Annotated in this window: 15 protein-coding genes and 1 pseudogene; 10 read left to right on the plus strand and 6 right to left on the minus strand. The window is 73.5% G+C overall.

Going from position 1 to position 22,621, the window contains the following annotated elements; all coding sequences use genetic code 11:
* Nucleotides 1–2 precede the first annotated feature (2 nt).
* Entirely contained in the window at nucleotides 3–2,285 is a 2,283-nt protein-coding gene (locus IG64_RS31965) for a bifunctional glycosyltransferase/CDP-glycerol:glycerophosphate glycerophosphotransferase (protein WP_037862592.1), read from the plus strand.
* Nucleotides 2,282–3,658 carry a hypothetical protein gene (locus IG64_RS31970; RefSeq protein ID WP_051813558.1) on the plus strand — a complete coding sequence of 459 codons (1,377 nt, stop codon included), beginning with the start codon at nucleotides 2,282–2,284 and terminating at the stop codon, nucleotides 3,656–3,658. Before IG64_RS31965 ends, IG64_RS31970 begins: the two co-directional genes overlap by 4 nt.
* Here IG64_RS31970 and IG64_RS31975 read toward each other — a convergent pair.
* Entirely contained in the window at nucleotides 3,648–4,061 is a 414-nt protein-coding gene (locus tag IG64_RS31975) for an organic hydroperoxide resistance protein (protein WP_037862593.1), read from the minus strand. The genes IG64_RS31970 and IG64_RS31975 overlap by 11 nt on opposite strands.
* 138 nt (nucleotides 4,062–4,199) lie before the next feature.
* Between IG64_RS31975 and IG64_RS31980 the strand changes: the two genes are divergently transcribed.
* The 5 genes from IG64_RS31980 (at nucleotide 4,200) to IG64_RS32000 (ending at nucleotide 9,376) form a co-directional block, all read left to right on the plus strand.
* Nucleotides 4,200–4,682 (plus strand): MarR family winged helix-turn-helix transcriptional regulator, encoded by a 483-nt coding sequence (locus IG64_RS31980; protein ID WP_037862596.1) that lies wholly within the window; start codon nucleotides 4,200–4,202, stop codon nucleotides 4,680–4,682.
* Between the two features lie 194 nt (nucleotides 4,683–4,876).
* On the plus strand, nucleotides 4,877–6,163 hold the full coding sequence (locus IG64_RS31985; protein ID WP_051813559.1) for a glycosyltransferase family 87 protein: 1,287 nt from the start codon (nucleotides 4,877–4,879) through the stop codon (nucleotides 6,161–6,163).
* A gap of 44 nt (nucleotides 6,164–6,207) precedes the next feature.
* Entirely contained in the window at nucleotides 6,208–7,824 is a 1,617-nt protein-coding gene (locus IG64_RS31990; protein ID WP_037862682.1) for a glycosyltransferase family 2 protein, read from the plus strand.
* Nucleotides 7,825–7,955: 131 nt separating this feature from the next.
* On the plus strand, nucleotides 7,956–8,936 hold the full coding sequence (gene galE, locus IG64_RS31995) for a UDP-glucose 4-epimerase GalE (RefSeq protein WP_037862598.1): 981 nt from the start codon (nucleotides 7,956–7,958) through the stop codon (nucleotides 8,934–8,936).
* 212 nt (nucleotides 8,937–9,148) lie between these two features.
* Nucleotides 9,149–9,376, plus strand: coding sequence for a hypothetical protein (locus IG64_RS32000; protein WP_158771695.1), 228 nt, complete (start codon nucleotides 9,149–9,151; stop codon nucleotides 9,374–9,376).
* Here IG64_RS32000 and IG64_RS32005 read toward each other — a convergent pair.
* Nucleotides 9,363–9,989, minus strand: coding sequence for a TetR/AcrR family transcriptional regulator (locus IG64_RS32005; RefSeq protein WP_078884348.1), 627 nt, complete (start codon nucleotides 9,987–9,989; stop codon nucleotides 9,363–9,365). The genes IG64_RS32000 and IG64_RS32005 overlap by 14 nt on opposite strands.
* Before the next feature lie 182 nt (nucleotides 9,990–10,171).
* Between IG64_RS32005 and IG64_RS32010 the strand changes: the two genes are divergently transcribed.
* On the plus strand, nucleotides 10,172–11,086 hold the full coding sequence (locus tag IG64_RS32010) for an ABC transporter permease (protein WP_037862601.1): 915 nt from the start codon (nucleotides 10,172–10,174) through the stop codon (nucleotides 11,084–11,086).
* Nucleotides 11,079–11,624: pseudogene (locus tag IG64_RS32015) on the plus strand (ABC transporter ATP-binding protein); the annotation flags it as partial. The gene IG64_RS32010 and the pseudogene IG64_RS32015, both read left to right, overlap by 8 nt.
* A 98-nt stretch (nucleotides 11,625–11,722) precedes the next feature.
* Here IG64_RS32015 and IG64_RS32020 read toward each other — a convergent pair.
* From IG64_RS32020 to IG64_RS32035, 4 genes are all read right to left on the minus strand, one after another.
* On the minus strand, nucleotides 11,723–13,237 hold the full coding sequence (locus IG64_RS32020) for a hypothetical protein (protein WP_234438680.1): 1,515 nt from the start codon (nucleotides 13,235–13,237) through the stop codon (nucleotides 11,723–11,725).
* 224 nt (nucleotides 13,238–13,461) lie between these two features.
* Nucleotides 13,462–18,396, minus strand: a complete 4,935-nt coding sequence (locus IG64_RS32025; RefSeq protein WP_037862603.1) for an NAD-glutamate dehydrogenase — start codon at nucleotides 18,394–18,396, stop codon at nucleotides 13,462–13,464.
* 783 nt (nucleotides 18,397–19,179) lie between these two features.
* Nucleotides 19,180–19,854, minus strand: coding sequence for an HAD family hydrolase (locus IG64_RS32030; RefSeq protein ID WP_037862604.1), 675 nt, complete (start codon nucleotides 19,852–19,854; stop codon nucleotides 19,180–19,182).
* A 103-nt stretch (nucleotides 19,855–19,957) separates the two neighbouring features.
* On the minus strand, nucleotides 19,958–20,482 hold the full coding sequence (locus IG64_RS32035) for a DUF6912 family protein (RefSeq protein WP_037862607.1): 525 nt from the start codon (nucleotides 20,480–20,482) through the stop codon (nucleotides 19,958–19,960).
* A gap of 403 nt (nucleotides 20,483–20,885) precedes the next feature.
* Between IG64_RS32035 and IG64_RS32040 the strand changes: the two genes are divergently transcribed.
* A complete protein-coding gene (locus tag IG64_RS32040) occupies nucleotides 20,886–21,572 on the plus strand; it encodes an Rv3235 family protein (RefSeq protein WP_037862609.1) in 687 nt (228 codons plus the stop codon).
* Nucleotides 21,573–22,621: the final 1,049 nt, after the last annotated feature.

Consider the following 22,621-nt stretch of genomic DNA (forward strand, 5'->3'; position numbering starts at 1 on the left):
CAGTGCCCCGCTTCAGCGTCATCGTTCCCTGCTTCAACGTGCAGGGCTTCCTGCGCGAGTGCCTCGACTCGGTCCTCGGGCAGTCCTTCCGGGACATCGAGGTGATCGCCGTCGACGACCGCTCCCCCGACGGCTCGGGCGCCATCCTCGACGAGTACGCCGAGCGCGACCCGCGCGTGCGCGTGCTGCACCTGCCGGAGAACGTCGGGCTCGGCCGTGCCCGCAACGCCGGGATGCCGCTGGCCACCGGCGACTTCCTCTTCTTCCTCGACAGCGACGACACCCTCACCCCGGGCGCGCTGCGCGCCATGGCCGACCGGCTGGCCGAGACCGGCGACCCCGACGTGCTGGTCTTCGACTACGCGCGCACCTACTGGTGGGGCGGGACGCGGCGCAACGCCCTGGCCAGGGTCCTGGCCGAGGCGGGCGAGGGGACGTTCACGGCGGCCGAACGGCCGGAGATCCTGGACCTGCTCATGGTGGTGTGGAACAAGCTGTACCGGCGCGACTTCGTCGAGGCGCACGGTTTCGCCTTCCCGCCCGGCTACTACGAGGACACCCCCTGGACCTTCCCGGTCCTGCTCACCGCCGGCCGGATCGCCGTGCTGGACCGGATCTGCCTGCTGTACCGGCAGCGCCGGCAGGGCAACATCCTGTCCACCACCAGCCGCAAGCACTTCGACGTCCACGACCAGTACGAGCGGGTCTTCGCGTACGTGGACGCGCACCCGGAGCTGGCCTCCTGGCGGCCGTACCTGCTGCGCAAGATGGGCGAGCACTGCCTGGACATCCTGGCCAAGCCGGACCGGCTGCCGCCCGCGGACAAGGCCGAGTTCTTCCGCCGGACGGCCGAACTGTTCCGCGCGCACCGGCCCGCGGACACGCCCGCGGACGGCGCGGCCGCCGCGCTGGAGGGCAGCTGGGCCGCCTACCGGCTGCGGCGGCAGGCCGCGCGGACCGGACGGGAGCTGGGCCGGCGGGCGCGGCAGGGCCGCCGGGCGGCGGCGCGCGGGGTGAAGGGCGGCTGGGCCGCGCTGCACACCCGCCGGCCGCTGGACGAGAACCTCGTCCTGTACTCGGCGTTCTCGCACCGCGGGGTGCTCGGCGATCCGGCGGCCGTGCACCGCAGGGCGCAGGAGATCGCCCCGCACCTGCGCGGGGTGTGGGTGGTGCGCGACGCGGAGCAGGCGCGGCGGGCCGGACTGCTGCCGCCCGGCGTCGAGTACGTGCTGCCCGGCACCCTGCGCTTCCGTGAACTCGCGGCGCGGGCCGGGTACTTCGTCAACAACGTCAACTGGCCCGACGTGCCCGGCAAGCGCCCCGGCAGCGTGCACATCCACACCCATCAGGGCACCCCGCTGAAGTTCATGGGCGCCGATCTGCTGGCCAAGCCGGGCGCCCGGCACGGCCTGGACGTCCCGGGCATGCTGCGCCGCGCCGACCGCTGGGACCACAGCCTGGTCGCCAACCTCCACTCCGAGCTGGTCTGGGAGCGGGCCTACCCGTGCCGTTTCGCCTCCGCGCGCACCGGGAGCCCGCGCAACGACGTCCTCGTGCGGGCCCGCGCGGGGCAGGGCGGTGAGCCGGGGGCCGCGGTGCGCGCCCGGCTCGGCATCCCGGCGGACCACACGGTGGTGCTGTACGCGCCGACGCCGCGTGAGTACCGGCGCGGCGGGTACGCCGAGCGCTTCGATGCGGCGCGGCTCGCCGCGGACCTGGGCGAGGGGCACACCCTGGTGGTCCGGCTGCACCCGTCGCTGGCGAACGGCCCCGCGCGCGGCCTGGGCCTGACCGAGCTGCACCGGCGCGGTGTGCTCGTGGACACGACGGACGAGCCGTTCGTCGAGGAGGTGATGCTCGCCTCCGACGTCCTGGTCACCGACTATTCCGCCCTGATGTTCGACTACGCCGCCCTGGACCGGCCGATCGTGCTGCACGCCGACGACCTCGGCGCGTACACGGCGAGCCGCGGCCTGTACGTCGACATCACCGCCGAACCACCGGGCCACGTGGCGCGCTCCTACCGGGAACTGGCGTGGCTGCTGGCGTCGGGGAGCTGGCGGGACACGGAGTCGGCGCGTCTGCGAGCGGCCTTCCGGGCGCGCTACTGCGCGTTCGACGACGGGTGGGCGGCGGAACGGGTGGTGCGCACGCTGATCCTCGGCGAGCGGGACTGGACCCCGCCCGGACCCGCCGCGTCCGGCACGGTCGCCGCGTCCGCGCCGCCCGGCGCCGCCCAGGTGCCCGCCCAGCTCTCCGGCCACGGCCGGCTCGCCCCGTCATGAGGACACGCACCCGGGCGCGGGAGGCGGCGGCCCGGCTGCGCGGGCCGCGCGGCTGGGTCCTGCTGTTCGCCGTGGTGTTCGCGCTGCTCCAGCTCGGCACCGTCACCGGCCGGGACACGCCCGACACCAAGAACTACCTGTCCTACGCCCTGAGCCTCGGCGGCGCGGACAAGCGGGAGACGGCGGCCGTCACGATCGACTACGCCTGCGCGGGACGGGCCGCCCGCGCCCGCCGCGAGCACCGTGTGGACGTGCTGCGCTTCCGCGCGCCGAGCCCGGACGCCCGGGTGGCGAAGGCGTGCCGGGACGGGCTGTGGCGCACGGTGGACGCGCGGCTGCGGGCCGGGCAGAGGGGCGGGCACACCCTGCCGTTCATGCCGGTGCGCTTCATGCGGATCTTCGAGGTGCGCCCCGGCTACCCGGTGTTCCTGGTCCCCTTCGTCACCGTCCTCGGGGCGACCTGGGGTCTGTGGGCGGCGGGCGTGACCGTGACGGTGGCGGGCGGCGTCCTCGTGTACCTGCTGCTGCGCCGCCGCCGGGTGCCGGTGCCCCTGGCGCTGACCGGCCAGGCCCTGTACTACGTCCTGCCGTGCGGCACCACCGCCATGCGGCCGATGACCGAGGGCCTGATGACGGCGCTGACCCTGGTGGCGCTGTGGGGCTGTGCGCTGGCCCTGGACGGGCGCGCCCGGCTGGGGCCCGCCGTGGTGGCGGGCGCCCTGCTCGCACTGTTCACGGTGAAGCACTCCCAGGCGCTGTTCCTCGGGCTGTGCCTGGCCGCCGCGGGCGCGCTGACCGCCCTGCGCCGGCGGGCGCGGCCCGGACCGGCCCGGCGTGCGGTCACGGCGGTCACGGCGGTGGCGTGCTGCGCGGTCGCCGGCACCCTGCTGCTGGCACGGGCGCTGCACTACCCGTCCGAGTACGACAGCCTCCAGGACCTGCTCACCGGCCACTACGCCCGGCCCGACCGGGCCCGCCCGTGGTCCGAGCTGCTGCACCTGGAGCTGAGCTTCTGGCGGGAGTGGCTGCGCCGTCAGCTGTGGCAGCCGCTGTTCGCGGCACTGCTCGCCGCCGGCGCCTGGGGTGCCCTCAAAGCCCGCCGGGGGGCCGGTCCCGGGCGGGAGCGGGCGTTCGGTGCCTTCGTCGTGGCGGCCGCGTGCACCGGGTTCCTCAACCAGGCGGCCCATCCCGACATCACCGTGTGGGGCGAGCGGCTGATCGTGCTGGGCTGGCTGCTGCCGGTGCTGGGGCTGCCGCTGCTGCTGGACGCGCCGGCCCCGGGGGCGCGCCGGCCGGCGGCGGGCATCCCGGGGCCCCGTGCGCGCAGCGCGGCCGGCGAGGAGCGCAGCCCGGAGGGGACCGTCACTCGATGACGAGTTCGACCGGGATGTTGCCGCGGGTGGCGTTGGAGTAGGGGCAGACCTGGTGGGCCTGCTCGACCAGCTCGCGGCCGGTGGCCGCGTCCACGGTGTCGGGCAGTTCGATGCGCAGGGTGACGGCGAGCGCGAAGCCCTCCCCCTGCTTGCTGAGGCCGACCTCGCCGGTGACGGCGGCGTCGCTCACGTCCGCCTTGGCCTTGCGGCCGACGAGGGCCAGGGCGCTGGCGAAGCAGGCCGCGTACCCGGCGGCGAAGAGCTGCTCCGGGTTGGTGCCCTGCCCGTCGCCGCCGAGTTCGGCGGGCGGGGCGAGCTGCACGTCCAGCTTGCCGTCGGAGCTGAAGGCGCGGCCGTCACGGCCGTGGGTGGCGGTGGCGACGGCGGTGTAGAGCGCGTCCATGGAGAACCATCCCTGTCGTTTGCGTCGAGGAGCGTGTGCCGTCCGCGGGTGCCTGGGGCACCCGGTCCGGACGACCATGAGTAGATCACACAATTAAGTTGTGCACAACTGAATGACGCCAGAGGTACTCTGGGGTCCATGACGACCGAGGCATCGCGGACCCCCGCCCCCGACGAGGAGTGGCTCCACCTGGACCACCAGGTCTGCTTCGCGCTGCACGCCGCCTCGCGCGCCTTCACCGGCGTCTACCGCGGCCTCCTCAAGGAGCTGAACCTCACCTACCCGCAGTACCTGGTGATGCTGGTGCTGTGGGAGCAGGGCGAGACGCCCGTCAAACGGCTGGGCGAGCGCCTGCGCCTGGACTCCGGGACCCTCTCCCCGCTGCTCAAGCGCCTGGAGGCGGCGGGCCTGGTGACCCGGGAGCGCAGCGCGCGCGACGAGCGGTCGGTCCAGGTGCGGCTGACCGGCGAGGGCACCGCCCTGCGCGAGCGGGCGGCCCGGGTGCCGCGCGCGATCATGGCCGCGACCGGCCTCACCGCCGGGGAGGCCGCGGACCTGCACCTGCGCCTCGCCCGGCTCACCGAGGCCCTGGACACGGCGGCGGCCGGCCTCCCCGGCTGACCCGCCCGCGCCCACGCCTGCGCCCGCGCCCGCAACGCACGCCGGCACTCGCCGTCACCCGTCCGCACCGACACGGACCGGCCACCGACACCGACACCGGTGTGCCCGATCAGGCGTGCTCGGCGACTTCTTACCGGTGATTTGCCCGCGTATCGGCAGGGGCACGGCATTCGCACGCATTACGATCCGCCGTGATGAGTGCCATCCGGAGCGTGCCGCGTGCCCTGATCCGCCTCTCGGCGAGACACCGCCTCCTCACCCTGACGGCCGCCTGGCTCCTCACCCGCGCCCTGACGCTGTGGCTGCTGGCCCACGACACGCTGCCCGGTCTGGGCGGCGGCGCGGTGGCGCGCGAGGTGTGGAAGCTGTACCACCGCTGGTACCTCGTCCTCTCCCACGGCGCCTTCCCGGCGCACGACACGCTGTGGCAGTACCCGCCGGGCGCCGGGCCGGTCCTGCTGTCGCCCGCGCTGCTTCCCTGGCTGACGTACTTCCAGGCGTTCGTCGCCCTCACCCTGGCCGCCGACGCGGTGATCGCCCTCGCGCTGGCCCGCGCGGGCACCCGGCCGGGCCGCAGCCTGCGCGGCGCCGGCTGCTGGACGCTGGGCCTGCCGCTGCTGCTGCACGTCCCGCTGGCCCGCTACGACATCCAGGTCACCGCCTTCGCCGTGCTGTCCCTGCTGGCGCTGCGCCGCTCGCCGCGTGCCTGCGGCACGCTCGCCGCGCTGGGCGCGCTGGTGAAGGTGTGGCCCGCCCTGGTGCTGCTGGGCACCCCCCGGGGGCGCACGACACGCTCCGCCTGGATCTGGGCGGCCGGAACCGGGGCCGCGGGCGCGCTGGTCCTCGCCGGGACGTTCCGCAACCCGCTGGCCTTCGTGCGGCAGCAGGGCGGCCGGGGCGTGCAGATCGAGTCCTTCGGCGGCACGGTGCTCGCCTTCGCCACCCACGCGGGCTGGCCGGGCGCCGTGCGGTACCAGTACGGGGCGCTGGAGTTCACCGGACCGCACGTCACCACCGTGGCACATGTCTCACTGGCCCTGTCCGCGGCGGCCTTCGCCCTGCTGCTCCTGTGGCGGGTGCGGGCCAGGCACTGGACGCCGGACACGCCCTGCGACGCCGCGCTGAGCGCCGTCCTGCTGTTCACCGTGACCAGCAGGGTGATCAGCCCGCAGTACATGGTCTGGCTGCTGGGACTCGCCGCGGTGTGTCTGACCTCACGGCAGACCACCCAGCGCCCGGTGGCCGCGATGATCGCCTGCGCCTGCCTGGTCAGCGCGATCGCCTACCCGACGCTCTACAGTCAGGTGGCGGACTGCACGTGGACGGGTTGTGTGTTGATGCTGACCCGCAACGGCCTGCTGGCCGTGGCCACGGTAGTCTCGTTCGTCCGGCTGTGGCGCTCGACGAGACCCGTGGTGCCCCGCAGACAACCCGAGCAGGACCCGCACCGTCTTCCGTCCGGGACGCTGAGTTCCACTTAACGGGAGATTACCGACCACACCTACGATATTCGGCCGTGGACTCCATGCACCTGCACCCGCAGCAGAACCCGCACGTCAGCGTCGTCGTCATCGGCTTCAACGATGTCGACCGCATAGCGCACGCGGTACGTTCCGCGCTCGTCCAGGGCCCCATGGTCCGCGAGGTCGTCGCCGTCGACGACTGCTCCACCGACGGCACCCACGAACTGCTCAGACGCCTCGCCGAGGACGAGCCGCGGCTGCGGGTGATCCGGCGCGAGACCAACAGCGGCGGCTGCGGCAGCCCGCGCAACACCGGCATCGAAGCGGTGACGTCGCCGTACCTGATGTTCCTCGACAGCGACGACGTGCTGCCGCCGGGCGCGGTCGACGCGCTGCTCACCACCGCCGACCAGGAGGACGCGCAGGTCGCCGGCGGACTGTGCGTGCGCCGCGAGCTGCCCTCGGGACGCGAGGTGCCCTGGCAGGGCGAGCTGTACGCGGACACCACCGTCCTCGCGCACCCCGCGCAGCAGCCCGGGATCGTGCACGACACGCTGTGCGTCAACAAGCTGTACCGCACCGCCTTCCTCCGGGAGCACGGCATCCGCTTCCCCGAGGGCCGCTTCCCCTACGAGGACATCGTGTTCACCGCACGGGTCCTGGCCGCGGGGCCGCGCATGGCCTTCGTCCCGGACCAGGTGTACGTGTGGAACGTACGCCGCTCCGCCGAACAGCTGTCCATCTCCCTGGACCGGGCCCACGTCGAGAACTGGCAGGCGCGCACCGAGGCGAACCGGCAGGCGTACGAGATCCTGCTGAACGCCGGGCAGAAGGAACTGGCGCGCTCGGCCCGCGCCAAGTTCCTGGAGCACGAGCTGCGCATGTACGCGCGCGAGCTGACCCTGCGCGACGCGAAGTACCGCCGCGCCTGGTGGTCCCACACCCGCACGTACCTCCAGGGGTACGACGCCGGTGACTGGACGGCCGAGCCGACCGCGCCCGGCCATCTCATCGCCCGGGTCGTCCTGGCCTCGCCCGAGCCGCGCGACCTGCCCCGGCTGAAGGAACTGGCCGCCCGGCCCGCCCGGCTGTGCCCGCCCTACGCGCGGGGCGCGGACGGCGTCCCCGTCTGGTCGGACGACCTGACCGAGCTGTCCCTGGAGCCCTATCTGTCCTGGCCGGCGCACCGGCTGCCGCTCACCGTGGACGCGGCCCTGCGCCCCCGCGCGCGGGGTGCCACCCTGCTGCGGCTGCGCCTGCACGAGATGTACGGCAGGGTCGCGGCCGCGAAGCCGCGCACGCTGGAGGTGGAGTGGCTGCACCGCGAGGGGGGCCGCGTCGCGCAGCGCGCCACCGTGGCGCTGCGGCCCGACGCCGGTGACACCTGGCGGGCCGACACGGTCGTGGACCTGGCGGCCCTGGGGGCCGGGACGTGGGACCTGCGCCTGCGGGTGCTGTTCGCCGACGGCACCTGCCGCGAGGTGACCGGTCATGCCTGGGCGGACACCGGGCTGCTGCGCCGCAGCGTCGTGCCGAGCCTGCGGTTCGGCGTCCTGCTCGTCCAGCCCTACGCCACGCACTCCGGCGCCCTGGCCCTGCGCCTGGCCACCGGCTGGCGCGGCGCCACCACGGTCCTGCGCGGCAGGCTCCGCCGCCTGCTGGGCCGGGGAACCGGATGACGGCCCGCACGCATCCCAGCTGACGAGCACCACCTGCACCACCTGCACCACCTGCACCACAGCACCACCTGCACCACAGCACCACCTGCACCACAGCACCACCTGGGCCAACTGATGAGGAGACGCCCGCAATGACCTGGCTGATCACCGGCGGCGCCGGCTACATCGGAGCGCACGTCGTCCGTGCGATGACCGAAGCGGGCGAGCAGGCCGTCGTCTACGACGACCTGTCCACGGGCATCGCGGAGCGCGTCCCGGACGGGGTCCCGCTGGTGGTGGGCTCCACCCTGGACGCCGACCGGGTGGCGCGGACCCTCACCGGGCACGGGATCACCGGCGTCGTCCACCTGGCAGCGAAGAAGCAGGTCGGCGAGTCGGTGGACCTGCCCCTGCAGTACTACCGGGAGAACGTGGAGGGCCTGCGCGTCCTGCTGGAGGCGGTGACGGCCGCCGGTGTCGGCGCCTTCGTGTTCTCCTCCTCGGCGGCCGTCTACGGCATGCCGGACGTGGACCTGGTCACCGAGGAGACCCCGTGCGTGCCCATGTCGCCGTACGGGGAGACGAAACTGGCCGGTGAGTGGCTGGTCCGCGCGACGGGCCGGGCCGCGGGCCTGTCCACGGCCTGTCTGCGCTACTTCAACGTGGCGGGCGCGGCGGCCCCTGAACTGGCGGACACCGGGGTCTGCAACCTCGTCCCCATGGTCTTCGAGAAGCTGACCGAGAACGCGCCCCCGCGCATCTTCGGCGACGACTACGCCACCCCGGACGGCACCTGCGTCCGCGACTACATCCACGTGGTGGACCTCGCGGAGGCCCACGTCGCCACGGCCCGCGCGCTGCGCGCCACGCCCGGACTCGGACTGACCCTGAACATCGGCCGCGGCGAGGGCGTGTCGGTGCGCGAGATGATCGACACGATCAGCGCCGTCACCGGGCACCACCGCCCGCCGACGGTCACCCCGCGCCGCCCCGGCGACCCGGCCCGCGTCGTGGCCTCCGCCGACCGCATCGCCGCCGAACTCGGCTGGAAGGCCAAGCACGACGTCCACGACATGATCACCTCCGCCTGGGAGGGCTGGCTGCGCCGCCACCCGGAGGCGGCCCGCGACTGACACCCCCGGCCGGCCGCCCTGACCGACCCCGCCCGGACCGGCCGTGGGCACCCCGCTCGGCTCCGCCGTCGGCGACGCCCTCGGAGCCCCTTCGAGTGCGGCCCCGAGGCCGCCTTCACCCGCCGCTTCCCGCGCGGTTCGAGGGAGCCGTCCGGCCGTGCCCCGGTTCCGCCGTCCGGGCGCCGCGCACCACCGCCGCCTACGAGGACGCCGTGCGCGCCGCCGTCGGCCTCGGCGGCGGCCCGGACACCGTGGCGGCCGTCACCGGCGGCCCGGCCGGTGCCGTCCCCGGCGCCGGCGCCCTCCACGGCACCTGTGCCGTCCCGGCCCGGTGGACCGAGGCGCCGCGCGTGCCGCCGCCCGGCAGGGGCGGCCGGGAGCTGCGCCCTGCCGAGCCGACCGCGCCGGCCCGGCGCCCGGCGGCCGTCACAGCGCCTTGAGCGCCTGAGCCGTCCCCCGGGCCAGGCCGCCGAGATACCCCTTGGGGAGCTTCGGGCTGCGGATGACGACGGCGCGCCAGTACAGCGGCCCGGAGATCAGGTCGAGGGCCAGGTCGCGGTCGAGTCCGGCGCGGACCTCGCCGCGTTCCTCGGCCGCCGCGAGGATGCTGCTGGCGACGCCCTCCTGGCCGTCGCGCAGGGCCTTCTGCACGGCGTCGGCGAGGTCGGGGTTACGGGCCGCCTCGGCCTGGAGGTCGGGGAGGATCTGGGAGGCCACGGGGTGGCGCAGGGCGCGCGAGGTCACCTCGTACAGCAGGCGCAGGTCCGTCTCCAGGGACCCGGTGTCGGGTGCGGGCAGGCCCTGGACGGCGAGCGCGGAGACGACGTCGAGCACCAGGTGCAGCTTGGAGCGCCAGCGGCGGTACACCGCGGTCTTGCCGACGCCCGCGCGCCGCGCGATGCCCTCGATGGACATGCGCGCGTAGCCGACGGCCGCCAGTTCCCCGAAGACGGCGGCCCGGATCGCCTCCGTCACGTCCTCCCTCAGCACGGCCGCCCCCGCGGGGGCACGGCGGCGCTGGGACGTCTGGGAACCGCCGGCGTTCGTCGTCATGGGCTCCAGCATAGGGCGTGACGACGAAACGGTTGCGTTGCGACGTCACTTGGGCCTACGCTCACGTTGCGACGATACGGTCCCGTTCCGACGTAAGAGAACGTGAAGAGAACCGTAAGGAAACGGGTGGTGGACACGGAGCCCGCTCCCGAGCCCCCTCCCCCCGAGCGAAAGCAGCGGATGTGAGCCAGGTCCTCCACACACCGCCCCCCGCCCCGGCCCAGGCCGAGGACGACCTGGGGGCGCTCGCCGCCCGCCACGGCCTGTCCGTCAGCGGCGCCCGCCCCACCCTGCCCGCCTACGTGCGCGAACTGTGGGCACGGCGCCACTTCATCACCGCCTTCGCCACCGCCAAGCTCACCGCGCAGTACAGCCAGGCGAAGCTGGGCCAGGTCTGGCAGGTCGCCACCCCGCTGCTGAACGCGGCGGTCTACTACTTCATCTTCGGCGTCCTGCTCGGCACCAGCCGGGGCGTCTCGGACTACATCCCGTTCCTGGTCACCGGCGTGTTCATCTGGACGTTCACGCAGAGTTCGATCATGGCGGGCACCCGCGCGATCTCCGGCAACCTGGGCCTCGTGCGGGCCCTGCACTTCCCGCGGGCCGCGCTGCCGATCTCCTTCGCGCTCCAGCAGCTCCAGCAGCTGCTGTTCTCGATGGCCGCCCTCGTGGTGATCCTGCTCTGCTTCGGCGTGATGCCCGCCGCCTCCTGGGCGCTGGCCGTGCCGGTGCTGGTGCTCCAGTTCGTCTTCAACGCGGGCGTGTCCATGGTCGTGGCCCGGATGGGTGCGAAGACCCCGGACATCGCCCAGCTGATGCCGTTCCTGCTGCGCACCTGGATGTACGTCTCCGGTGTCATGTGGAGCATCGACGCGACCCTCAGGCACAGCAGCATGCCGCACATCGTCAAGACGCTGCTGGAGATCAACCCGGCCGCCGTCTACATCGACCTGACGCGCTTCGCGCTCATCGACAGCTTCAAGGCCCACCAGCTCCCGCACCACGTGTGGGCGTACGCCGTGGGCTGGGCGCTGCTCGCCGGCGTCGGCGGGTTCGTCTACTTCTGGAAGGCCGAGGAGAGGTACGGACGTGGCTGAGCAGACCAGCGAGAGGGTCCCCACCGTCGTCGCCGACCAGGTGGACATCGTCTACCGGGTGCACGGCACGGGCGCCGGGCGCGGCTCCGCGACCGCCGCGCTCCACCGCATCGTGCGCCCCGGCAAGGCGGAGAAGGCCGCGGGCGTGCGCCGGGTGCACGCGGTGAAGAAGGCCTCGTTCGTCGCCTACAAGGGCGAGGCGATCGGCCTCATCGGCACCAACGGCTCCGGCAAGTCCACTCTGCTCAAGGCCATCGCGGGCCTGCTGCCGGTGGAGAGCGGCAAGATCTACACCGACGGCCAGCCGTCCCTGCTCGGGGTCAACGCGGCCCTGATGAACGACCTCACCGGCGAACGCAACGTCCACCTCGGCGGCCTGGCCATGGGGATGTCCCGCGAGCAGGTCAAGGCGCGCTACCAGGAGATCGTCGACTTCTCCGGCATCAACGAGAAGGGCGACTTCATCACGCTGCCGATGCGGACGTACTCCTCCGGCATGGCGGCGCGGCTGCGGTTCTCCATCGCCGCCGCCAAGGACGCCTTCACCAGCGGGAAGTCCTAGGTGTGCTGTCCGGACGGCCCCGCGCGCCCCGGCCCGGGCACCTCTCGCCGGGGCCGGGGCGCGCGGGGCCGGGCTCACGGCACCACGGCGTACAGCACCTGTCCGCCCGGTCCGTGGGCCACCGGCCGCAGACCGGGATCCCGGCGCGGTTGCCTGCCGTCGACCACCCAGCGCACGCGGTACGTCCGCAGGATGTCCCTGCGCGCCCCCCGCGGGGTGCTGCGCGCGAAGTAGCGCTGCACGGCCCGCTCCCGCCGCGCCTCGTCCGGGAGGAAGAACTCCGGGTAACCGGGGACGACGGTGTAGGCGCCGTAGGCGGGGATCAGCCGGGACGGGACGTCGCGGGCCATGACCACGTCGCCGTACCTCACGTGCGGTGTGATCCAGTGGTACCCCGCCCACGGAGCCGTGTAGTGCACGGCGAGCGCCGCGGGCAGCGCCGCCCGGCCCACGACGTAACCGAGCACACCCGCCTGGGTCCACGCGCCCAGGGCGAGCGCGCCGGCCAGCGCCCAGGCCCACCCGGTGCGCACCGCCTTCCGGCCCCGGCCGACCACCTCCAGCGCGACGGCGAGCTGCGCCGGGACGATCGCGGCGGGCAGGGCGCGGCCCCAGGAGTAGTGGCCGCTGACGAAGCCCGCCGCGCACACCAGCGCGCCCAGCGCGAAGAAGAGCGCCAGCGGATCCCACCGGTCGCGCCGCCACCGCACGGCCAGCGCGGCCACCCCGAGCAGCACCAGCCAGTACCGGCCCGCGAAGTCCGTGTACAGCGCGCGGTGCACGCCCTCCAGGTCGCGCCCGGCGGCGAACAGCGCGAAGAAGTCGTAGTACGGCCACAGCCACAGCACCAGCAGCCCCAGCGCGGCCGACGCGGCGATCCTGGACCACTGCGCGCGCGGCGGCCGGGCGGCGATCACCAGGGCGAGCGCGCCCAGCGTGTCGACGATCCCGGTGAACTGGTGGCAGAGCAGGACGACCGCCCACAGCGCCCCCAGGCCGAGCCACACCTCCCACCCGGCCGGCGCGCGCAGTGACCGGGTGAGCCACGCCCAGTGGTGGAAGGCCAGGCCGAGCGCGAACACGCTGGGGTACGAGACCGTCAGCGCGAGCGAGTTGAGGGAGACGAAGCCGCTCCAGTTGATGAGGGCGGTCCCCCACAGCAGCACCAGGCTCAGCGCGGCCAGGGCGGGCGCGGCCGGATGCGCGCTCAGCGTCCGCACGTACCGGCGCACGCCCGTGACCAGCAGCGTCAGTCCGGCGAGCGCGGCCAGGCGCAGCACGACGAAGACGGACCAGCCGCTCAGGCGGGCGACGGAGCCGAGCAGCAGCATCCACGGCGAGTAGTAGGGGCTCGGGGTGTCCGTGTCGACGAGCGGGTTGCCCGGGTGCAGCAGGCTGTGGCGCAGGCGTTCGATGGTGGCCGCGTGCATGCCGAGGTCACCGGCCCAGGGCAGCCTGACGATCACCAGGAGCAGCAGCACGACGAGCAGCGCGGCGGCCGTCCGGGGAGCGGCGGAACGTTTCACGAAGACCGGCGGCCGGGGCAGCGCACGGCCGGCGGGACGTACCTCGGGCGGCGCGGCGCGCATCATCGTGCCGGAATTCCCTGCGGCAGACTCTTCGCTGTATTTCCGGGCGGACGGTCCCCGGCGAGGTGCACAGTCACGCGCGACACTTTATCCGAATGATCTCGAATAACAGGAAAAGGTAAATTCACCGTGCGTCGTTTCCTAAACGACCGCAAGAAATCAGCATGAGGGCGCCCCGGGCTTTTGACGGCCCGGGGCGCCCTCATCGGCTGTGCGGGGGGACGTCAGCCGTGCGACCCCAGCAGCGTCCGCATCGTCCGCATGGCCACCGAGAGGTTGGCCAGGTCGAAGGCGTCCGAACCGCGGATCTCCTCCAGCGTGATACGGGCCCGGGACAGGATCGGCGCGTTCTTCGTCTCCCACACCTTGAAGCGCTCCTCCGGCGTGGACGTGCCGTTGCCCACCGCGAGGACGTCCGCGGTCAGGGCCGCGTGCGCCGCGTACAGGTCCTCACGGATCGCCGCGCGCGCCATGGACTGCCAGCGGTCGGCGCGCGGCAGCTCGATGATGCGGTCCATCAGCTGGGTGATGGCGAGCCGGTCGGCCAGGTCGTAGTACACCTCGGCGACGTCCATCGGGTCCCTGCCCATGCGGTCGGCCACCGAGACGATGTCGAGCGCCGGGAAGGCCGAGGAGAACCCGGCCACGCGGGTGGCCAGCTCGTCCGGGACACCGGCCGCGGACAGCTCGTCGTAGACCTGCTGGTACCACTCCAGGTCCGCGCCCTTGATCAGCTTGGGCAGCTGGGCCCACACCTGCTCGACCCGCTCGGAGAAGAACTCGACCGTCTCGCCGAGCTGCAGCGGCTGCGGCCGGTTGTTCAGCAGCCAGCGCGTGCCGCGCTCCACCAGCCGGCGCGAGTGCAGCCGGATCCGGGTCTGGACGTCGGCCTCGACCTTGTTGTCCAGGGCCTCCACCGCGTCCCACACCGGCGCCGAGCGGAAGATCGCGCGGGCCACGGTCTGCGCCCGGACGATCTCCTCCAAGGACGCCCCGGTCTCCTCCCGCAACCGGTGCAGATACGTCGTACCGCCGGTGTTGACCGTGTCGTTGACCAGGACGGTCGTGGTGATCTCGCGGTTCAGCGGGTGGTTGTCGATCTGCTCCGCGAACCGCTCGCGCAGCTGCGTCGGGAAGTAGGTGTGCAGCAGCCCGCGCAGATACGGGTCGTCCGGCAACGAGGTGCGCAGCAGCTCCTCGGCGACCGTGATCTTCGTGTACGCCAGCAGGACGGCCGTCTCCGGACCGGTCAGGCCGTTGCCGGCGTTCAGCCGCTCGCGGATCTGGCGGTCGGTGGGCAGGAACTCCAGCGCCCGGTCCAGATGCCCCTCGCGCACCAGGTGCTTCATGAAGCGCTGCTGGGCGTGGACCATGTCCTTGGACTGGGCGAGGGCGTTGGCGATCGCCGTGTTCTGCGCGTAGTTGTTGCGCAGCACCAGCGCGCCGACCTCGTCGGTCATCTCGGCGAGCAGCTTGTTGCGCTGCTTGACGGTCATGTCGCCGTCGGTGACCAGTCCGTTGAGCAGGACCTTGATGTTGACCTCGTGGTCGGAGGTGTCCACGCCCGCGCTGTTGTCGATGGCGTCGGTGTTGACCCTGCCGCCCGCCTGCGCGAACTCGATCCGGCCCAGCTGGGTGCAGCCCAGGTTGCCGCCCTCGCCGACGACGCGGACCCGCAGGTCCTTGCCGTCCACACGGATCGCGTCGTTGGCCTTGTCGCCGACGTCGGCGTTGGACTCGGTGGACGCCTTGACGTAGGTGCCGATACCGCCGTTCCACAGCAGGTCCACCGGGGCCTGGAGGATGGCCCGCATCAGGTCCGCCGGGGTCAGCTTGGTGACCTTGGAGTCGATGCCCAGGGCCTCGCGGATGTGCGCGTTGACCGGGATCGACTTCAGGTTGCGCGGGAAGATCCCGCCGCCGGCCGACAGCAGCTCGGTGTCGTAGTCGGCCCAGCTGGAGCGCGGCAGGTCGAACAGGCGGCGCCGCTCGGCGTAGCCGGTGGCCGCGTCCGGGTTCGGGTCGATGAAGATGTGCCGGTGGTCGAAGGCGGCCACCAGGCGGATGTGCTCGCTCAGCAGCATGCCGTTGCCGAACACGTCACCGGACATGTCACCGATGCCGACGACCGTGAAGTCCTGCGACTGGGTGTCGACGTCCAGCTCGCGGAAGTGCCGCTTGACCGACTCCCAGGCACCGCGGGCGGTGATGCCCATGCCCTTGTGGTCGTAGCCCGCCGAGCCGCCGGAGGCGAAGGCGTCACCGAGCCAGAAGTCGTAGGACTCGGCGACCTCGTTGGCGATGTCCGAGAACGTCGCCGTGCCCTTGTCGGCCGCGACCACCAGGTAGGTGTCGTCGCCGTCGTGGCGCACCACGTCCCGCGGCGGGACGACCTCGCCCGCCACCATGTTGTCGGTGATGTCGAGCAGCGCCGAGATGAACGTCTTGTAGCTGGCGATGCCCTCCGCGAGCCAGGCGTCCCGGTCCACGCCCGGGTCGGGCAGCTGCTTGGCGACGAAGCCGCCCTTGGCGCCCACCGGCACGATGACCGTGTTCTTCACCATCTGCGCCTTGACCAGGCCCAGGATCTCGGTGCGGAAGTCCTCACGCCGGTCGGACCAGCGCAGACCGCCGCGGGCGACCTTGCCGAAGCGCAGGTGCACGCCTTCCACGCGCGGCGAGTACACCCAGATCTCGTACGCCGGGCGCGGCGCCGGCAGGTCGGGGATGGCCTGCGGGTCGAACTTCATGGAGACGTAGTCGTGCGGCCGGCCGGCCTCGGTCTCCTGGAAGAAGTTGGTGCGCAGCGTCGCCTTGACGACGGTGAGGAAGGAGCGCAGGATCCGGTCCTCGTCCAGCGAGGCCACCTGGTCCAGGGCCGCGTCGACCTCTTCGAGCAGGGCGTCGACCAGCTCGTGCCCGGCGCGCTGCCGCTCGGGCGCCATCCGCGCCTCGAACAGGGAGACGAGCAGACGGGTGGTGTGGACGTTGTTGCGGAGGGTGTCCTCCATGTAGTCCTGGCTGAACGTGGAGCCCGCCTGGCGCAGGTACTTGGCGTAGGCGCGCAGCACCATCGCCTGGCGCCAGCTCAGTCCGGCGCTCAGCACCAGCGCGTTGAACCCGTCGTTCTCCGCCTTGCCGGTCCAGGCGGCGGCGAAGGCGTCCTGGAACCGCTCACGGGCGTCGTCGGCGAGGTAGTCACCGGCGCCGGCGACCGCCTTGGGCATGCGCAGACCGAAGTCGTAGATCCACGCCGTCGTACGGTCCGCGCAGCGCAGCTCGTAGGGCCGCTCGTCGGTGACCTCCACGCCGAGCCGGCTGAGCACCGGCAGGACCTGCGAGAGGGAGACCGAGCCGCCCTTCTGGTAGATCTTGAAGCGGCGCTCTTCGGGGGCGGCGCCCACCGGCTCGTACAGGCTGAGCGCGAAGGTCTTGTCCTCGTCCAGCTGCTCCAGGTTGACCAGGTCGGCGACCGCGGCGCGCGGTGTGTGGTCGGCCTTGTAGCCCTCGGGGAACGCGGCGGCGTAGCGGCGCATCAGCTCGGCGGCGCGCTCCTCGCCCAGCTCGGCGGTGAGCGCCTCGGAGAAGGCGTCGGCCCAGGAGCGGGCGGCCTCGACCAGGCGGGCCTCGATGCGCTCCTTGTCGGCGTCGGACAGCTCGGGCAGCTCGGTGCCCTGCGGCACGCGGACGACGAAGTGCAGCCGGGAGAGGATCGACTCGGTGTTCCAGGCCGTGAAGTCGACGCTGGTGCCGCCCAGCTCCTCCTTCAGGATGTCGATGATCCGCAGGCGCACGCCCGTGGTGTAGCGGTCGCGCGGCAGGTAGACGAGGGCCGAGTAGTAGCGGCCGTACTCGTCCTGGCGCAGGTACAGGCGCAGCCGGCGGCGCTCCTGGAGGTACAGCACCGAGGTGGCGATCGACTGCAGCTCGGCGGCGGGCGTCTGGAACAGCTCGTCGCGGGGGTAGGTCTCCAGGATCTGGAGCAGGTCGCGCCCGTCGTGGCTGTTGGGCGAGAAGCCGGCGAGCGCCAGCACCTCGTCGACCTTGCGGCGGACGACCGGGACCCGGCGCACCGATTCGGTGTACGCCGCCGACGAGAACAGGCCGAGGAAGCGGCGCTCCCCGATCACCTCGCCCTGGTCGTTGAACTTCTTGACGCCGATGTAGTCCAGGTAGGACGGCCGGTGCACGGTGGCCCGGCTGTTCGCCTTGGTCAGCACGAGCAGCTTGTGCTCGCGCGCCTTGGCGCGGGCGTCGGCGGGCAGCCGCTCGAAGGACGGGCTGACCGGGTGGGCGTCCTCGCCGGCGTGCTGCGGGTCCGAGCGCAGTATGCCCAGCCCGGTGCCGGGGACGGCGGCCAGCGTGTCGTCCTCCCGCAGCTGGTACTCGCGGTAGCCGAGGAAGGTGAAGTGGTCGGAGGAGAGCCAGCGCAGCAGTTCGCGCGCCTCCTCGACCTGCGGCCCGGGCAGGTCGGCGGGGACGGGCTCGTCGGGCAGGCCCTCGGCGATGCGGGCGGCCGCGTCGCGCATCTTCTCCCAGTCCTCGACGGCCTCCCGGACGTCGGAGAGCACGCGCAGCAGATCGGCGGTGATCTGCTTGAGGTCGGACCGGTCGGTCTCGCGGTCGACCTCGACGTGGATCCAGGACTCGACGTGCGCGTCGTGCGGCAGCGGCTCACCGGCCGGTCCGGCGGGCAGCACGTCCAGCAGCTTGCCGGTCAGGTCGCGGCGGACGACGAACTGCGGGTGGACGACGACGTGGATGCCGCGTCCCTGCCGGGTCAGCTCGTTGGTGACGGAGTCCACGAGGAAGGGCATGTCGTCGGTGACGACCTCGACGACGGAGTGGCTGCACGTCCAGCCGTTCTCCTCGACGGTCGGGGTGTGCACCCGCACGTTGGCCGTGCCCTGCGGGCGGTTCTCGGCCAGCCGGTAGTGCGAGAAGGCGGCTCCGAAGACGTCGACCGGGTCACGGTCGGCGAGGTCCTCCGGGGCGGTGTGCAGGTAGTAGCGCTGGAGGAAGGCGAGTACGGAGTCCCGGTCCGGGGTGCCCTCGCCCGCCATACCGGCCGGGAGGTGTCCCCCGGCCGGACTGTTCTCAGCTACCCGAACGGCCCTTTCGAGCAACTCGGCCTTGGCTTCGTCCAGCTTGGTCTGCATTGTCCTCTGGCTCCTGTCGCGCGCCGTTGCGTGACGTTGAAGGAAGTACGGTCTCTGCCCTTCCGGCGTGCCGTCGCGGTCCGGGGTGTCCGGCCCTTACCGACGCTATGCCGTGAGGTGAGATGAGCGGGGGGTTATCGGCCATCTTCGACGCATCCGAGGGGTGTGACCCTGCTCTCGGTGGCGCCGCCGGGAACCGGCCCGGCGTCGTGGAGGCCCTGGGGGTGGTCCTGGCGACCCCGTCCCGCCCGGGAGGACCAGCGACCGCCGCCCGGTCACGGATGTGGTCCGTGCACACCGGGCGCAGAGCGGAGGCGAGCGCGCCCCCGCGAACTATCGCGCTGATCACGCCACCAGGCTATCGCTCTTCACGGGTGCCCCGTCATGAGCCGTATGTGTACAAAACCAGGGGTGGAACTTTGACGTTCTGCACAGGGTGCGGCGGGGTGGGGTGGTGGTGGGGCGCCGTGGGGTGTCTTGAGGGACGTCTGTGACCGGTGGGGCGGCACCACCGTTGGGGGGCGTCTTGAGGACGGTTGCGGCCTGTGGGACTGCACCAGGTTGAGGGGGCCTTGAGGAACGGTGCGGCCGGTCTACGGGGCGGCACCAGGTTGGGCGCCTCGAGGGCGGCTGCGGCCTGTGGGGGCGGCACCACCGATCGGAGGTTTTGAGGCGCTTGCGGCCTGTGGGGCGGCTGCGCCTTGTGGCGCGGCGGGACGTGGTGCGGGGTCTGCCGGGCGCGTCCCCGCCGGGCACGGCGGTCACACGGTCACATCCATCGCGTCAGGCCGCCGCCGCCAGGCGCTGCGCCTCGGCGACCGCTTCCTGGAGCGTGTCCACCACCGGAACGCCGGCGTCCTGCAGACTGGCCCGGCTGTGCGATCCGCCGGTGTACAGCACCGCCCGCGCCCCCGCGTACCGCGCGGCCAGCGCGTCGTCGGCCGCGTCCCCGATCACCACCGTGCGCGCCGGGTCGACCGCCTCGGCCAGCGCGCCCAGGTGGCGCACCATGTGCTCGGCCTTGCTGCCCCCGGAGGGCCCGGTCCGCCCGTCGACGCGTATGAAGTGCGCCTCGATCCCGAAGCCCCGCACCAGCGGGACCAGCTCCTCATGGCCGTACATGCTGAGGATGGACTGGCTGTGCCCGGCCGACGTCCACCCGGTGAGCAGCTCCACCGCGCCCTCGGTGAGCCCGCAGCGGGTCCGGTGCACGGTGTAGTGCCGGTGGAAGGCGTCGTCCATCAGCCGCCACTCGGTGTCCGTGGGCAGCCGCCCCATCAGCCGCTCGTAGAACTTCGGCACGGGCACGCAGTACAGCGCGCGGTACCGCTCCAGCGTGATCGGTTCCAGGCCCAGTTCGGCGAAGGCGGCGTTCGTCGCGCCGATGATCGCGTCGTTGTCGTGGAACAGCGTGCCGTTCCAGTCCCAGACGATGTGCGCACCTGACTGCATCCCCATACCCGAGAACGTACCCGCAGCCACTGACAACCGGACCGGGGACGGACCGGGCCGCGGACGGACCGGGGCGCCGACGGACCGGGGCGGGCCGGTCCCGGCGTCGTCACGACGTGCCGTCGGCCGGTCCGATCAGGTTCGGGACCTCCTGGGTGGCGAACCACAGCAGCTCGTGGTCCTCGGTCCCGTCCACGACGGACTGCGCGTCGTCGTCCCCCGCGTCCGCCGCGGCCAGCGCCTGCGCCGCCGCCGTCACGTCCGCCTCCGCGTCGTCCGCGTCGACGTGCACCGCGGCCGCCTTGGCCAGCGGGACCGTCCCGGCCACCCGGACCTCGCCGAGCGCCCCGGGGTCCAGGCCGCGGTCGGGGTCGCTGCTCACCGTGGTGTCGGGGACGTCCACGGCCACGACGACTCGGCGGCGCGGCGCGTCCGGCGCCGCGGCCAGCAGCCGCAGCGAGGCCAGCGCGGCCCGGTTCAGCGCCGCGTACTCCAGTTCCTCCAGGTCGTCGGAGAGGCACCACTCGCGCAGCGCGGGCGTGACGGCGTAGGCGACGAGCGGCTCCGCTCCCAGCTGCCCCGCCTCGTAGGCCTCGGCGAGCCCGGGGAGGGTCAGGGGGACGTAGACGCGCATGGCCGGCCGCTTTCGTGGTGGGTGTTCACGGGAGTGCGTGGTCGGAGGGCTCCGACGGGGCTCCGGGAGGCACGGGGAAGGCCACCCGGACGGCCTTCAGGATACGTGCGGGGGACCCCTTTCGTGTCCCCGGCCGCACCTTCGCAGGCGTCCACCGCGCGCCCCTCGCTTCACCCGGTGCACCCCTGTTCCGGCCCGCAGTTCCGGGGGCGCGGGTTTCCAGGACCACCCGGATGGGTGAATCCGCCCGGACGTCGACCCGACCGGTGCCTTCCTTGCCTCCCCCGAGCCGGGTCCCGTACAAGGTCCCCAGCAGGAAGTTACTGCTCGGTACTGCGGCCCGCACCGACCGGCGGTCCGCACGTCCACGGCGCAAGCCAGACCACACCGAGAACGGGGACGCATGAACAAGGTCATGACCAGGGCGCAGCGCCGCCCCGGCACCCGCCCGCCCGGACGCCGCGACACCCGCCGCCCCGGCGGCGCCCCGCCGCGCGCACCGGGCGGCAGCCCGGCACGCATCACGAGCGACGGCCGCCCGCCGGGCTCCCCCCGGGGCTCCGGCCCCGCCCGCACCGGCCCCACGGACAACCGGCCGCCCACCGCACCGGGCCGCCGTCGCGCCGCGACCGCGGACCCGGCCCGCCCGTACGGCCCATACGGTCCTCCCAGGAGCGGCCCCGCAGAACCGGGCGGCGCTCAGGGCCGTGCCGCCTCGGCTGTCGCCGCCTCCGCGGCCGCCGCCCCGGCGCCCGCCGCCACCGACCTCTTCGCCGACCGGCTCCTGGCCGTACTGAGCGGGCAGCGGCCCGTCCACTGGATGCTCCGGCACACGGCGGGAGAGGCGTACGACGAACTCGCCCGCCTCGCCGAACGCGGCCCGCTGCGGACCCGCGGTGCCCGCCCCGTCGTCCGCGACATCGGCTACTACGAGCCCCGCCCCGGCGCCCTGGAGGTCTTCGCCCGCATCGGCGCGGGCCGGCAGCTGCGCGCCATGGCGTTCCGCCTGGAACGGGGCAGGGACCGGCGCTGGCGCTGCACGGCGGTGGAGCTGGGAATCCCCCGCGTCCCTCATCCCCAGGAGGCCTGAGCTTCGCACGACAGGTGGCCGGCCGGGCGACAGCCGGCCGGCCACCTGACCGACCGGCCCGGCCGGCGGACCCGTAACCGGCCCGCCGGTCACAGAGCCCACCAGGGGGCCCGGCGGCCCCCTCGGCGCCCGTAAGACCGGCCCGGAGCCCGGATCCCCTCCCGGCGAGCGGGACGCCCGCCACCGCACCACTGGACCCGCCACCGGACGGCAGGGAAGCCAGACCGCAGAAACACCGAAGGGCCCCCGCCCCGGCTCGCGGGCCGGACGAGGCCGGGCAGACCGAACAAACCGGCCGGGCGGAACACAGCTCTGGCAGGCCAGACGGGCCAGGGAGGGCAGCTCCGGCAGGGCAGGCGGGCCAGGCGGGGCAGCTCCGGCAGGACCGGCGGGCCAGGCAGGACAGCTCCGGCAGGGCAGGCGGGCCAAGCAGGGCAGGACAGGCGGCCCAGGCAGGACAGGACCGGCGGGCCGGGCAGGGGGCGGGCAGGCGGGCCGGGCAGGGGGCGGGCAGGCGGGCAGGCGGGCAGGCGGGCAGGCGGGCAGGCGGGCAGCAGCCTCGTACACCAGGGGCTGAGGTCCCGGCCCGTGACCAGCCCACTCCCACCCCTAGGAACAGACGCAGTACTCCGAGCCCGTTCTCCCCCCCGGCGCCAACCGGCACACGCACCGGCAGGGGCCGGGCCCGCAGCTGGCCCCTGCCGGTGCGTCTGCCGGCCCCTACTGCGGGCCGGCAGACCGTACGGCAGCCCTCGGCCGCCCCTCAGCGGCCGGACGGGACCCGAGCCAGTGGTGAGCGCCCGGCACCGGCCGGCAGGCCGGTGAACGGCCCAGCAGCCGCGCCCTCGGCCCCTCCCAAGCTTCCGGGGCACCCCAGACTGCCCGGACAGGCCAGACCGTCCAGACCGCTCAGACCACCGAACGGTCCGGACCGCCTAAACCGCTCGGACCGCCCGGACCCCGAACCGTCCCGACCAGCCGGGCCGCCCGACCGGCCAACAGCCGCCTGCCAGCCCCTCAGCCGCCTGCCCGCCCCTCAGCCGAGCCGG

The organism is Streptomyces sp. NRRL S-340 (assembly GCF_000720185.1).
Taxonomy (GTDB): domain Bacteria; phylum Actinomycetota; class Actinomycetes; order Streptomycetales; family Streptomycetaceae; genus Streptomyces.